We start from the raw sequence: 13,681 nt of genomic DNA on the forward strand, positions 1-13,681 counted from the left end.
ATCAGTTTATCTATTTTGCTGAGACATTTGCAAATCTGTGACCGAAATCAAATTATCAGTCATAGGTTGCTCTTTTGAATACCGCCTTTCGGCGGCTTGCGGATATTCTTTCAAGAATAATCTATGACTTTTAACTATGTTCTAGTCACAGATTATCATGTCAATCGTTTTTTGTCAATTCCCTTTAAATCTTCAATGCAATAAAAAAACATCCCTATCGGGATGCGAGTTTAAAGTTTGGGCAGATCCAATATTCCGCCATGGCAATTCCCTCTTCAGTAAAGGGGATCACTTCTGAATGGGTATCGAAAACTTTGCGAACCTTACCGCCATTTTTCATAATTCTTGTTAGATTTATGCGTTCATTAATAGACATTTTCGTATTATTCAGTGCAATAACACCTAGTTCGGATAATGTCACAACATCACCTGACTTAATTTTCATTTCCTGACCCCCTTCGTTTTGTTATTCAAATTTTATAAAATAAAGTCTAAACAACTTTTACTTAATTTAATATGATTGACCGTTTTATCTATTATAGCAGATAATTCACCAATCTGAAGGGGGGACATGCAATTCCTTTACATGTTTTGTATTTTTATAAATTCACATTATTCTCTTAAGTAAATCCAGAGGATGGCTTATTATATAATCCGGTTCGAGCGCTTTCAGTACGTCCATTTTGAGAATTGACCATCCCACGAGTACCGTGGTTACCCCTGCATTTTTTCCCGCTTCAATATCATGTGCGCTATCACCGATCATATAGACGTCTTTTAGATCAAAAGAAAGGTCCGATGCAATTTTTAAAATACCATAGGGGTCGGGTTTGGTCCGCTCAATATCATCGGCACAGAGACTATGCGAGAAAAAGTCTGTCATGCCATGTGTCTCAAGTCCTTTCGTCAAGCCATTACGCCCTTTATTCGTTAAAACAGCACAGATTACGCCTTCCGCTTTAAGCGCTTTCAACATCTGTAAAACCCCTTCAAATGGAAAGACGCGGCCTTCCTGATGTGCACGATAATACTGTCGATAAAAGGCAACCATCGCGTCACAATGCCTTTCGGATACCATGCTCATTTGTTCGCGCAGCGGTCGTCCTAAAATAGTCTGCAATTCCTCATCCGTTAGATAACGATTAAGAGATGCATGAACCGCTGCATTGAGACTGTCAATAATAACGCTGTTCGTATCCATCAGCGTGCCGTCAAAATCAAAAATCATCAGTTTTTTCACGTTGCTGCCTCCTCTTGGTTACGCCTATTTTAACATATGTCGCCATCACTGAGAAGTTCTTTTACGGTACATCAATTGCAATTCGAATCACATTATTTGTCTTTTAAAAGCAGAAAATTACCTTGACGCAACGCTTTTTTTTCAATAAACTGTACTTGTCAAAATGCTATTGGGTGCCTCAATATGAGGAGAATAGGGAATTAGGTTTAAGTCCTAAGCGAACCCATCACTGTGATGCTGAGTCGTATGTAACCGCCACTGATTTTTTCGGGAAGGCACATTGCGATGATGATGCTCAGCCAGGAGACCTGCCCAAGTAGCGACCTATGGACGACGGTAAAGCCCATTGCTCTCAGGAGCAATGGGCTTTTTTTGTCGCCACTAAACATACAGGAGGCATTATGCTATACGAAACCCTTAGTCAAATTAAACCGCTTGATCGCGAGCTCATGACAAGTGTCAAACACCGCGTCGATCATCTCATTAAGCCCCAGGGGTCATTGGGTGCACTGGAAGACATCGTCGTCAAACTTTCAGGAATGACCGGCAATCCCTTTCCCATGACCGATAACAAAGCCATCATCGTCATGTGTGCTGACCACGGCGTTTGCGATGAGTACGTCGCATCAGCGCCTCAAAGCGTTACCCTTCAGCAGGCACGCAACATCCCTAGGGGGTTAACCGGTGTCGGCAGCATGGCAAAACAAAGCCATACAAAGCTATACTCTGTTGATATTGGCATTAATACCGACTTTGAAGACACTTATATCATCCCCCATAAACTGATGCACGGCACCAACAATATGCGTAAAGGTCCTGCAATGACGCGCGAAATAGCCGTCAAAGCACTGGAAATCGGTATCCAAATGGCCTACCATGCCATTGATGAAGGCGCCAACATTCTTGGAACCGGTGAAATGGGGATTGGCAATACAACGCCTTCTACAGCGATCCTCTCCGTTTTAACAGGGCAGTCACCCTTTGAGATAACGGGGATGGGGGCCAACTTCCCAGCCGATAAACTGAAGCACAAGGCGACGGTAATCAATGATGCCATCGTCCTCAATAAACCAGATGCCAGTGATCCCATTGATATTCTCGCAAAAGTAGGCGGTCTAGATATCGCCGGTATGGCCGGCACCATGATCGGCGGCGCTGCAAAAGGCGTACCGGTGGTAATTGACGGCTTTATTGCCACTGTTGCCGCACTCATTGCCTGTGAACTGTCGCCAAGCGTTAAAGATTACTTACTGCCCTCTCATGCTTCACTTGAAAAAGGCGCTAAACTCGCAACAGACACCCTTGGCCTTGAGCCCTTCATTCATATGAACCTTAGGCTTGGCGAAGGCAGCGGCGCACTACTGGCATTTGGCCTTATTGAAGCTGCCTGTTATATGAATAAAGAAATGATTACTTTTGACGAAGCTGGAATCGGTATCGTTTAAAGCTTCGTTTTCTAAACAACATATCTGGCCGTACAATAATCGACCCAAGCAAATTGCTTCATTACCACGCTTTCGGCAAATAGCTTGAGTCGTTTTTTCGTTAAATTCTGGTAAAATCGCTTTGGATTTGAAGGAATTATTGACCCTGATCTCGAATAGGAATAAAATCACCATATAAGCAACAATACTATCAACAATATTAATTGCAATATTCGTAACAATATTAGCGATATCATTAAATGCACAGAATACATCAGTCGCACAAGGAGGGTTTATGGATACAAAAGTGATCGCCCATCGCGGCGCACATGAACATTATACTGAAAACACGCTGGAAGCTTTTGAGCTGGCGCTTGAACAGGGCGCAGATGGAATCGAACTTGATGTTCACTTCTCTAAAGACGGCGTTCTCATGGTTTATCACGATTTTGAACTCAGCCGACTCACACCGGTCAAAGGTCTCATTTCAGACTATACTTGCGACACGCTTCAGAGCATTATGCTCTGGGGCCACTCTAAGATTCCGACACTCGAAGAAGTCTTGCTCCTCTTATATCAATATGGCAAAAAAAGAACGTCGCCGCTACTTCTCAATGTCGAACTCAAAGCGGGGCACCGCATGTACCCAAGTATCGAAACACGCGTCGTCACCCTATGTGAGCAGTACCTTTCACGTGAGCAAATCATCTACTCATCTTTTGATCATCACGCCTTGGTAGCGCTTAAAAAAATAGCGCCTGATATTCGCACAGGCGCTTTAACGGCAAGCAGTCTATACGAACCATGGCACTATTTGAAAACTTTAAATGCTGATTTTTTCCATCCAAATATTATGACATTAGATGGCGGCGAGCTCAAAGCACTTCAGGAAAATGGCGTCGCTGTCAACGCTTACACTGTCAATGACCCAAAACAAGCGAAACAGCTGATCCACGCCGGCGTTTCCGGTATCATTACCGATCGGCCTCAAACAATGCTGGCCTTAAAAACGGAGGAGGTAAGCCCTTGAAATTAAATGTCAAGCAAACCTTTATTTTAGGTTTAGGCTTTTTTGCCGTCAGTCTCGTCTGGCCGCTGTACAACGTTTACGTCCCCATTTTTCTCAGAGACTTTATTGACAGCCAGTTTCAGATTAACGCCATTATGACACTTGACAATATTTTAGCCGTTAGTTTAATCCCCGTTATCGCAACCCTTAGCGACCGTACGCAGACGCGCTTCGGCCGACGCATGCCCTATCTTATGGCAGGTATTCCCATTGCCGCACTAATGTTTGTCATCCTACCCGGATACACGTCTTTGCTGTCGCTGATGGTTATTATTACAATCCTCAATTTTGCCATGGCCATTTTTCGAGCGCCAACCGTCGCACTGATGCCGGATATTACACCGCCATCGCTGAGAAGTCAGGCAAACGGCATCATCAACTTTATGGGGGGACTTGCCTCGGTATTCGTCCTCATTGGCGGTGCTTTTCTTTATAATATGGCACATATGCTGCCGTTTATACTGACCGCTGTCTTGATGCTCTTTGCCCTCTTTATGCTGCTTAAGTTTATTAAAGAACCGACACAATACGTCGCAGCATCAGAAGAAAGGGAAAAACTCGGAACCTTACTTGCACGCATTGACCGCTCAGAAAAAAAAGAAACTTTTCTCATTCTCGGCGCCATTTTTTTCTGGTTTTTTGGCTATCAGGGCGTTGAAGCGACTTTCAGTAATTACTGTGTCAGATTTCTTGGACTGGAAGTGCCTACAGCATCACTGATCCTCGGCTTCTTTGCGCTCTCATTCCTCATCTTCGCCATTCCGGCAGGTTTTGTGGGAACTAAACTCGGCAAGAGGCGAACGATTCTCATTGGTATCGCAGGCGATGCCGTGATCTTTATCGCGCTGTCTTTTATCGGTAATTTTATCCCCTACACCATGCCGATCATGGCATTGCTTATGTTCATTGGCGGTTTTTTTTGGGCAATGATCAATATCAACTCGTATCCGCTGATTGTCGGCAAGGCCCCTGAAGCATTAGTGGGCACCTATACGGGACTCTACTACTTCGCCTCTTCAGCTGCGGCAATTTTCGGCCCGCTGGCATTAGGGCTCCTTGTGGATATTACGTCATTTAAGTACATGTTTGTCTTTACCGCTGTGGCTTACCTCATTGCTGGCGCCCTCATTCTTAAAACATCAAATAACGCTTAAGCCGTGTACATGATGTCGTCCCATGATTCGATAAGTTGTGGGATAATTTTATACAAATCACCGACAATGCTGAAATCCGCCACTTCAAAAATCGGCGCTTCAGGGTCACGGTTAATGGCGATGACGAGATCAGAATCCTGCATACCTGCCAAATGCTGAATAGCACCCGAAATCCCACAGGCGAAATAAACTTTAGGCTTAACCGTCGTCCCCGTCTGCCCCACTTGATGGACGTGATCAATCCAGCCTGCATCTACCGCAGCTCTTGAAGCGCCAACTGTACCACCAACTTTAGCCGCAAATGTTTCCATGAGCTTAAATCCCTCTTCTGTGCCAAGGCCTCTGCCGCCGGAGACGATAATCTCCGCATCACTTAGCGAGACCATGGCCTTTGCCTGTTTAACGACTTCAATCACTTCTGTTCGGATATCGGTTTCACAAAGTGCGGGTTCAATTCGAATTACAGATGCCTTTCGCGTCATGTCTTTTTCACATTGCTGCATAACGCCCGGTCGAACGGTTGCCATTTGCGGTCTCGTCTTCGGACAGACGATGGTGGCCATTAAATTCCCGCCAAAAGCTGGGCGCGTCTGCAGCAGTGTACGGTCTTGTGACGTCGCATCAAGTGTTGATGTATCAAGTGTCGTATATTTTTCCGCATACGCTTTATAAGCCGCGACACTTACATCAAGCCGCGTACAGTCTGCCGTCAGTCCCGTATTTAACCTTGCTGCAACCCTTGGCGCCAAGTCTCTTCCAATATGTGTCGCACCGTAAAGTACAATTTCCGGTTTATAACCTTCGATCATCTCTGTAAAAACTTTTGCATAACCATCGGTTGTATAGTGTGATAAATGCGTCTCTTCTGCAAGGTAAACACCGTCCGCGCCATATGCTGCGCAGGTTTGAACGAGGTTTTCGACAGCATCCCCCATGAGAACAGCGTATACTTTTGTATCGCCGCCCATGGCTTCAGCAAGTCGCCTGCCTTCACCGAGCAATTCTTTCGAAACATTCATCAGCCGTCCGTCACGCTGTTCTGCAAAAACCCAAATATCTTTATAGGCATCCAGATCAACTTCTTTTAAATTAGCCGCTTCTCTGCTAATGGCATGAAATGGACACGCATCAATACATTGATTACATGCCGTACACTTTTCTGTGATGACCGCAACTTTTCCCTGCATCTCAATTGCGTCAAATGGACATGCTGAAATACAAAGCTTACAGCCTTTGCAAGCTTCTGATTTAATGACTACTGCCATGGTTTTCCTCCTTACACGATCTGCTTGGACTTAAGCGCCTGCAATAAATTGACCGCCAGTTCACGATCTGTATCACCGGTTATCTGCTGTCCTCTCCCTTTGACGACAGGCGTAAAAGACCGATAAACATTTGTCGGCGATGCATCAAGTCCCACTTCGGTTGCATCAACGCCAAGATCTGCCGCCTGCCAGACGGTTACATCTTTTTGCAGTGCGTCAAATATGCCGCGAATACTCATATACCGCGGTTCGTTTAATGCCTTAATTGCCGTAATCAAACACGGAATCTGCACTTTAATGCGTTCATAACCGTCTTCAAGAGCGCGGACAACCGTCATCGTATCACTCTCACCAGCAGTAGAACCAACCGTTTCAATTTTTGATACATAAGTAACTTGCGGCAACGCAAGCTTCTCCGCTATTTGCGGTCCCACTTGTGCCGTATCACCGTCAATCGCCTGCTGACCGGCAAAGATCAAATCACAGCCGCCGAGTTTCTGAATACCAGCCGCAAGTGCATTGGATGTCGCCCATGTATCCGAACCACCCAGCGCCCTGTCTGATAACAGAACTGCTCGATCAGCACCCATGGCCATACATTCCGTCAGCATTGCCTTCGCCTGCGGCGGCCCCATGGAAATGACAGTCACTTCTGTTTCCGGCAGCTCATCCTTGATTTGAAGTGCTGCTTCCAGTGCATTGGCATCATCAGGATTCAGAATACTCGGAACCCCCTCACGAATCAGCGTCTTTTTGACTGGATCTATTTTTATTTCATTGGTATCTGGGACCTGTTTTACACAGACCACGATTTTAAATGCCATGATTATCCTCCTTAAAACAGACTGCCTGAGATCACCATTTTCATTACTTCTGAAGTGCCTTCATAAATTTCTGTAATTTTAGCATCACGCATCATGCGCTCTACCGGGTAATCCTTGATATAGCCATAGCCACCGTGAAATTGTACGGCTTTGGTTGTAACGTACATCGCTGTTTCTGAGCAGAAAAGTTTTGCCTGTGCTGCTTCCACTGTACTCGGAAGACCTCGTTCACGCCTGTCTGTGGCTTTATAAAGCAATAGGCGTGCTGCATCAATGCGCGTTTTCATATCGGCCATCTCAAAGGCCAGTGCTTGAAACTTGTTAAGTGAGCGACCAAATTGTTTCCTTGATTTCATATAATCGACCGTTTGGTCGAATGCGCCCTGCGCAATACCAAGCGCCTGTGCTGCAATCCCCAACCGCCCTACATCCAGTGATGTCATTGCGACTTTAAATCCTTTTCCGATTTGGCCCAGCAAATTTTCTTTTGGTACTTTGACATTTTCAAAATGGAGTTCTGTGGTTACCGATGCACTGATTCCCATCTTTTTCTCTTTTTTAGGAATCGTGAACCCCGGCATACCGCGTTCCAGAATAAAAGCTGTAATGCCTTTTGTTCCCTTCGATTTATCTGTCATGGCCATAATGACAAAGACATCGGCAACGGCGCCATTACTGATAAATATTTTTGATCCGTTGATCAGCCAGTGATCGCCCTTGTCCACTGCTTTTGTCTGAAGACCTGCCGCATCACTTCCCGCATTGGGTTCCGTTAGACCGAAAGCACCAATCTTTTCACCCGAAAGCAGTCCCGGCAGATATTTTTCTTTCTGAGCTTCGGTTCCATACGTGAAAATCGGCCATGCACAGAGCGCACAGTGCGTCTGAATAATAACGCCTGTTGAAGCACATCCTTTTGAAATTTCTTCAATGGTCATAATATAAGATAAGTAGTCGGCACCTGCTCCACCATAATTTCTTGGAAACGGCATCCCCATCATCCCAAGCTTGCCCGCCTTGCGAATAGCTTCCATTGGGAACGACGCCGCCTCATCCCATTCTGCTGCATATGGCGCAACTTCATTTGCCGTAAACGTTTGCGCTAATTTGCGCACCATTTCCTGTTCCTTTGTTAAATTAAAATTCACCTTTACCTCCAAACAGTCCTTACATAAGATGTGCACCCGTGTTATCATCAGCAGGGGTGCACATCCGAGGGATTGTCAAATGCGATTTTAGTCAGCCTTTCGCCAGTCAGTATCTCGCTGGCGTTATACGCCATTTTTACTTTTGGTGTGCTTTTAATGTTTTTACTTCGCCGCCAACGGCCATTAACGCATTGACGAGAATGGACGAATCAGATTTAAAACCTAAATAGCGCGCGCCTTTATCAATATAGCGTTTGGCATCGTCAACATTGCCGACCCAAACCCCGAGAATTTTTCCCGCTGCAAGCGTGCGTTCGATAATGCGATCCACGACAGCCATTACTTCCGGTGCATTCACCTGCATTGGCTTGCCAACTGCTTGGCTTAAATCCCCAGGGCCGATGAAAATGACATCGACTTCGTCAATGGCACAAAGTGCATCGATTTGTTCTGCCATTTCGAGATTTTCAACATGGACGACAACCAAAGTGTTTTCATTTGCCTTTTGGAAGTATTCACTGCTTTTCATAAAGCCAAATCTCGCCGCACGCTGATTGACGTTCATGCCGCGATGACCAGCTGGATAATACTTTGTGAATGGTACAAAATTTTTAACATCTTCGACATTGCGAACACTTGGCACTTGGATGCCCGTTGCACCTGAATCAAGTGTATGAAGAATGTTTTCTTCAGAACCGCTGGCAATGCGCACGATGGAATCAATGCCGACGCCATCTGCCGCACGTACGATATGTTCCACATCAACATGGTCAAAATTCGAATGTTCATTGTCAATAATGATGAAATCATAGCCTGCATAGCCCATCATCTCCGCTATGTTGGGATTATTTGCTTTAAAGAAAGCGCCGACGAGTACTTCGCCGTCAAGCATTCTTTGTTTCATAGTACTTTCTATCACCTATTGCCTCCATTTCGTAAGTTTGATGCGGCATTATTTCGCCGGCATCCTATTAAAATAAATAAGGAAATTGTACCATTGAGAATTTATCGCTATTTAACCGTTACTTTCACGGCAGTTGCCATTGCTCTTTCGCTAAGTTCCTGTCCTAATCCCGGCAAATCTGGGATTTCAAAATACCCGTTAACCGGTTGATAATCATAGATGCCCGTCATAATATTCTCAGGAAGCAATGCTGCTTGGTGATGCTCGTGAATGACAAAATTATCAATCGCCGCCTCTAAATGAAGCGCTGCCGCAGTCGCCTGTGGACCGCCGCATACATGCGCTTGAACGCCGACATCATAAATTCTCGCCATATCACAAATTTTCTTGCCCTCTGTCAAACCGCCGCAGTTGCCTAAATCCGGCTGAATAATTTGCAGTGCCGCCGCTTCGAAAAACGGTCTGTAGCCCCATCTCGTGTAAATTCGCTCACCAGATGCAATTGGGAGATTGGTTCTTCTGGCAATCTGCTGCATATTGCTCACATTCATCGGCATTGTCGGTTCTTCGAAATAAAAAATGCCAAATTCTCTGATTGCCTCAGCGAGTTGTACTGCTGAATTGACATCTGTCAAAGAATGCACTTCAATGATGATATCCATATCCGGCCCACCTGCTTCACGGATTGCCTTAACACGGTTGCGGACAATTCTCAATTGGTCTTGCTGTAAAATACCTGTGACTGACCATCCCTTGTATTTGCCTGCCATGTTAAAGCAGAGCGGATCGACTTTAATGCAATTATAGCCGTCTTCCTTTGCTTTGCTGCATGCTTCACCATATTCTTCGGGGTGAACCAGCGCTTTTGCCTCCGGCCCCCAGTCAAATTGAATTTGGCTGGCGTAGGCACGCAGCTTCTGATTGACCTTCCCGCCCAGAAGCTGGTAAACCGGCACATTCAGCGCTTTACCCTTGATATCCCAAAGCGCAATATCAATTGCACTCATCGCGCCGTAAATAACCGGACCGCCGCCGAGACCCCAAAAGGTATTGTGCAGTCTATTCCATACACCTTCATTATTCATGGGATCCATCCCGATAATGAGTTTGGCAAAATCTTTGACCATGCCAAATGGCCCTTCTTTGGTATCGCCGTATGCCAGCCCGACTTCACCATAACCGGAAATGCCTTCATCGGTATTAATGCGAACAACAACGGGATTCCATGGACTCCCTTTTACCGAAGGGCGACCTATGGTTACTAAAAAAATATCTACACTTGTAATTTTCATATCTTTCTCCTCATCTCTCTGCAAGCGTCTGCCGCTGTACATTTATGCTTTTCTCTTATATCTGTTTTAGCGACAAACCCGTCATTTTCCGAAGAAATCAATGATTCCCGTCGTCAAGATCGGATTAAAGCCAACAATAATTTCCGCCGCGAGCAATCCAGCAATAAACGGCATGGCCGCTCGCGTAATCCGCTCCATACTCAATCCTGTCATGGAAGATGCTACAAACAGGTTTAATGCAACCGGCGGCGTAACAAAGGCTACCGCAAGTGCCAGTGTGACGATCAGACCAAAGTGTACCGGATCAATACCTACCGCTTCAGCAACGCCTAAAAGAATCGGCGAAAGGATAACAATAGCTGGCATCGTCTGGACAAACATGCCGACGACAAACAGCAAAGCGTACATGAGCAAGACAATAACGTAAGGATTCGTTGAAATACCCAAGAAGAAATTTTTGACAACAGTTGTATAGCCAAGATAGGCAAAGATCGCGCCCATGGCACCGGCAGGTGCAAATGTAAAAATAACGCCGCCGATAAAATCCACTTTATTTTTAAACATTGGCACGATATTTCGAACATCAAGTTCCTTGTAAACAAATACGCCAATAAAGAGTCCATAGACACAAGAAATAACAGCTGCTTCGGTAGGCGAACAAGCGCCGGAATAAATCCCGCCCAAAATGATAACAGGCATGAGTAATGCCCATTTCGCATCCCATATAGATTTTAGAAGTTCTTTAAAGTGAACGGTTTTGCCTTCTTCCTTATAGCCATATCGCTTACTGTAAATAAAATTAATGCTGACCAAGACAATCCCAACAACAAGCGCAGGTCCAAATCCAGCTAGAAACAAGTCAGATATGGAAACATCGTTAGTCACACCGTAAAGCACTAGCGGAAACGACGGCGGTACAATAATGCCGAGTCCCCCTGCAACTGCAATTAATCCTGTTGCATAGTACTTATCGTAACCAGCACGAACCATTTGCGGTATCATAATCGTTCCAATGGCTGCAACCGTAGCAGGCGAAGATCCAGAAACGGCGCCAAAGAACATACAGCCTAAGATTGCAACAATACCAAGACCTCCTGTCACATTGCCAATCAGGTTATTGGCTACCCCAACCAGTCGTTTGGATAACCCGCCCGTATCCATAATGTCTCCTGCGACAATGAAAAACGGCAATGCCAAAAGTGTGAATTCTGACGGCTTTGTATACATAAATTGTGCAATAAACTCAAACGTTGTAATTTGCGTCTGCCAAACCAACAGGCAAATTGGAATGCCGATACTGATCCCAATTGGAACGCCTAGAAAGAGCAAGACAAAGAGCAGTAAAAAAATCAAACCAATACTCATTGTGAAGCACCTCCGTTCTTCGCTGCTAACGCTTCATCGCGTTCACGTACAATGGCATCGAGATCAATAGCCGGCTTCGATTTGCCAAGCTGTGTTTCATGTTCGTGCATTAAAATATTGATCTCCTGAGCTGTTCTAATCAGTGTCAATATCAAAAGCACCGGTATAACCGCATAGATATAAAACTTTGGCAGCCGCAGGATAGAAGTCCTGCCGCCACCAATGCTCTTCATCACGTTAAAGAATGGTCCGAGCATGAAGACAATCCATGCAGCCTGCATTAAATTGTCAAAGATCAAGAGAATGCGTTTAATCTTAAACGGCATTTTATCAACTAAAATTTCAATTCTTAAAAACTTTCTGCCGCGCACAGCGCCTGCAACACCACAGTAAACCATTGACATCATTAAGATGGTTGAAATCTCTTCAATCCATGAAAATGAAATGCCAAAGATATACCGAAACGCCACCTGCACAGTTAACAAGACGAGCAGTATGAGAAAAATCGCAGTACCAATGTAGATTTCAATATTGTCAACGATCTTGTACCAAGAAAACTTCTTTTGCTGTTCAGTCATATCGTCACCTTCTGCAATCTTTAACTACAGTCCAAGCTGTGTTTCCGCTTTGTCAACGGCTTTGAGGAGTTCATTCCATTTTTCCTGCCCCATGATCTCTTCCGCCATATCCCAAACAGGCATCACTTGATCAACAAAAACTTGTTTTTCTTCAGGTGTTAAAGTTGTAACAGTAATGCCGTAGTCTTCTACTTGGTTTAGCAATGTCTCTGTTTGCAGCTGACAGGCAACTCTAGAAGCATCCGTTGCCATTTTCCCCGCTTCTTCGAACCACGTTTTTTCCTCATCACTTAAAGTCTCCCAGTAAACACCGCTTAATACGAGTATCGATTCTGTTGGAGAATGCTCTGATACCGTCAAATACGGCTGAACTTCATAGAATTTTTTGGATACGATATTGTGAATAGGATTTTCTTGTGCTTCACAAAGTTTTTGTTGAAGTGCTGTAAATAATTCTGAAAACGGTACCGATACGCAAGATCCGCCTAACGCTTCAAAAGCCGCTATTTGAATAGGATCCGACTGTACGCGGATTTTTAAATCCGACAAATCCGCCGGTGCGTGAATTTCACGGGAACTGTTCGTCATTTGGCGCATACCAAGCTCCATAAAGCCAATTGGAACAACATTACAGTCTTCTCTAACCTGCTGTACCATTTCATCACCTATTTCACCGTCGATAATCGCGTGGACAACATCAATGTTTTTATAGAGAAAAGGAATGTTCAAAGGTGCAAAAGCGGTTGTATAATCACCCCAGCTACCTGCTGAAAGCTCTGAGATTTCAAAAGCACCTGAAGCTAATGAGCTAATAATTTGATCCGCACCACTTGCCAACTGATTGGCAGGATAAATCTGAAGCACTATTTTGCCACCGCTTCGCGCTTCAATTTCGTCAACCATCGTTTTAAAGAGAACACCCGATGGGGTCACGCCATAGTCCGCCGCGCTGAGTGATGTTGAAATTCTGGCAATGCGTACACCCTCTTGTTGGGTATACTGCGGAATTTCATAAACATTTTTATCAAGGCCAACCCTTACTTCTTCTGTTTGTGAAACTTCTGTACTTGAAGAGGATGATGCATTGCTTTCATTGTTATCGCTGTTCTGTGTTTCAGACGGCGCACTGCCTAATCCTCCACATCCTGACAAAACAATCGACAGTATCATTATCACGGTTAACAAATAACGCATTTTTTTCATAGTTTGACCCCTTTCATCATTACGATTCTTTTTTCATATGATCTAATTTCTAATTCCCCAATTGAAGCGTCTCTTCAATTGACATACGCATTCATTGAACGAATGCGATCGACATCCCTGCCTGCTGCAACCCCTTTTACGTTGTCATTACACTCTTAAATGCTGTCGCAAACCTTTGGTCACTCACATTGTTTTTGTTTACTTTGATAGCTCTA

At 44.7% G+C, this 13,681-nt stretch carries 13 protein-coding genes and 1 riboswitch; of the genes, 3 read left to right on the top strand and 10 right to left on the bottom strand.

Translation table 11 applies throughout. From position 1 onward, the window contains the following. Nucleotides 1-214: 214 nt before the first annotated feature. A complete protein-coding gene (locus tag KHM83_RS07090; protein WP_213236296.1) occupies nt 215-445 on the bottom strand; it encodes a hypothetical protein in 231 nt (76 codons plus the stop codon). Between the two features lie 162 nt (nt 446-607). Next, nucleotides 608-1,240, bottom strand: a complete 633-nt coding sequence (locus KHM83_RS07095) for an HAD family hydrolase (protein ID WP_213236297.1) — start codon at nt 1,238-1,240, stop codon at nt 608-610. A gap of 155 nt (nt 1,241-1,395) precedes the next feature. Continuing rightward, a riboswitch (cobalamin riboswitch) is annotated at nt 1,396-1,570 on the top strand. A 71-nt stretch (nt 1,571-1,641) separates the two neighbouring features. Between KHM83_RS07095 and cobT the strand changes: the two genes are divergently transcribed. The 3 genes from cobT to KHM83_RS07110 all read left to right on the top strand — a co-directional run bounded on the left by cobT (nt 1,642) and on the right by KHM83_RS07110 (nt 4,887). Then, nucleotides 1,642-2,685 carry a nicotinate-nucleotide--dimethylbenzimidazole phosphoribosyltransferase gene (gene cobT, locus KHM83_RS07100; protein ID WP_213236298.1) on the top strand — a complete coding sequence of 348 codons (1,044 nt, stop codon included), beginning with the start codon at nt 1,642-1,644 and terminating at the stop codon, nt 2,683-2,685. 274 nt (nt 2,686-2,959) lie between these two features. Continuing rightward, nucleotides 2,960-3,694: a glycerophosphodiester phosphodiesterase gene (locus tag KHM83_RS07105; RefSeq protein WP_213236299.1), complete on the top strand. Its 735-nt coding sequence runs from the start codon at nt 2,960-2,962 to the stop codon at nt 3,692-3,694. Next, nucleotides 3,691-4,887 carry an MFS transporter gene (locus KHM83_RS07110; RefSeq protein WP_213236300.1) on the top strand — a complete coding sequence of 399 codons (1,197 nt, stop codon included), beginning with the start codon at nt 3,691-3,693 and terminating at the stop codon, nt 4,885-4,887. The genes KHM83_RS07105 and KHM83_RS07110 overlap by 4 nt, the downstream gene beginning before the upstream one ends. Here KHM83_RS07110 and KHM83_RS07115 read toward each other — a convergent pair. The 8 genes from KHM83_RS07115 to KHM83_RS07150 form a co-directional block, all read right to left on the bottom strand. Continuing rightward, on the bottom strand, nt 4,884-6,152 hold the full coding sequence (locus KHM83_RS07115; protein ID WP_213236301.1) for an electron transfer flavoprotein subunit alpha: 1,269 nt from the start codon (nt 6,150-6,152) through the stop codon (nt 4,884-4,886). The genes KHM83_RS07110 and KHM83_RS07115 overlap by 4 nt on opposite strands. An 11-nt stretch (nt 6,153-6,163) precedes the next feature. Continuing rightward, complete coding sequence (locus KHM83_RS07120) at nt 6,164-6,976, bottom strand: electron transfer flavoprotein subunit beta/FixA family protein (protein ID WP_213236302.1); 813 nt, start codon at nt 6,974-6,976, stop codon at nt 6,164-6,166. An 11-nt stretch (nt 6,977-6,987) separates the two neighbouring features. Continuing rightward, entirely contained in the window at nt 6,988-8,124 is a 1,137-nt protein-coding gene (locus KHM83_RS07125; protein WP_213236303.1) for an acyl-CoA dehydrogenase, read from the bottom strand. 136 nt (nt 8,125-8,260) lie between these two features. After that, nucleotides 8,261-9,043: an HpcH/HpaI aldolase family protein gene (locus KHM83_RS07130; RefSeq protein WP_213236304.1), complete on the bottom strand. Its 783-nt coding sequence runs from the start codon at nt 9,041-9,043 to the stop codon at nt 8,261-8,263. Nucleotides 9,044-9,135: 92 nt separating this feature from the next. Beyond that, complete coding sequence (locus tag KHM83_RS07135; RefSeq protein ID WP_213236305.1) at nt 9,136-10,320, bottom strand: mandelate racemase/muconate lactonizing enzyme family protein; 1,185 nt, start codon at nt 10,318-10,320, stop codon at nt 9,136-9,138. An 81-nt stretch (nt 10,321-10,401) separates the two neighbouring features. Continuing rightward, nucleotides 10,402-11,685 (bottom strand): TRAP transporter large permease, encoded by a 1,284-nt coding sequence (locus tag KHM83_RS07140; RefSeq protein ID WP_213236306.1) that lies wholly within the window; start codon nt 11,683-11,685, stop codon nt 10,402-10,404. After that, nucleotides 11,682-12,263, bottom strand: coding sequence for a TRAP transporter small permease (locus tag KHM83_RS07145; RefSeq protein WP_213236307.1), 582 nt, complete (start codon nt 12,261-12,263; stop codon nt 11,682-11,684). Before KHM83_RS07145 ends, KHM83_RS07140 begins: the two co-directional genes overlap by 4 nt. A 24-nt stretch (nt 12,264-12,287) precedes the next feature. After that, complete coding sequence (locus KHM83_RS07150) at nt 12,288-13,466, bottom strand: TRAP transporter substrate-binding protein (RefSeq protein WP_213236308.1); 1,179 nt, start codon at nt 13,464-13,466, stop codon at nt 12,288-12,290. Between the last annotated feature and the right edge of the window lie 215 nt (nt 13,467-13,681).

Source organism: Fusibacter paucivorans, assembly GCF_018390735.1.
In the GTDB taxonomy this organism is placed as follows: Bacteria; Bacillota; Clostridia; order Peptostreptococcales; family Acidaminobacteraceae; genus Fusibacter; species Fusibacter paucivorans.

Coding starts and splice junctions, on each gene's coding strand:
- KHM83_RS07090 (WP_213236296.1), bottom strand. CDS start 445: ATGAAAATTAAGTCAGGTGATGTTGTGACATTATCCGAACTAGGTGTT.
- cobT (WP_213236298.1), top strand. CDS start 1,642: ATGCTATACGAAACCCTTAGTCAAATTAAACCGCTTGATCGCGAGCTC.
- KHM83_RS07105 (WP_213236299.1), top strand. CDS start 2,960: ATGGATACAAAAGTGATCGCCCATCGCGGCGCACATGAACATTATACT.
- KHM83_RS07115 (WP_213236301.1), bottom strand. CDS start 6,152: ATGGCAGTAGTCATTAAATCAGAAGCTTGCAAAGGCTGTAAGCTTTGT.
- KHM83_RS07120 (WP_213236302.1), bottom strand. CDS start 6,976: ATGGCATTTAAAATCGTGGTCTGTGTAAAACAGGTCCCAGATACCAAT.
- KHM83_RS07135 (WP_213236305.1), bottom strand. CDS start 10,320: ATGAAAATTACAAGTGTAGATATTTTTTTAGTAACCATAGGTCGCCCT.
- KHM83_RS07140 (WP_213236306.1), bottom strand. CDS start 11,685: ATGAGTATTGGTTTGATTTTTTTACTGCTCTTTGTCTTGCTCTTTCTA.
- KHM83_RS07145 (WP_213236307.1), bottom strand. CDS start 12,263: ATGACTGAACAGCAAAAGAAGTTTTCTTGGTACAAGATCGTTGACAAT.
- KHM83_RS07150 (WP_213236308.1), bottom strand. CDS start 13,466: ATGAAAAAAATGCGTTATTTGTTAACCGTGATAATGATACTGTCGATT.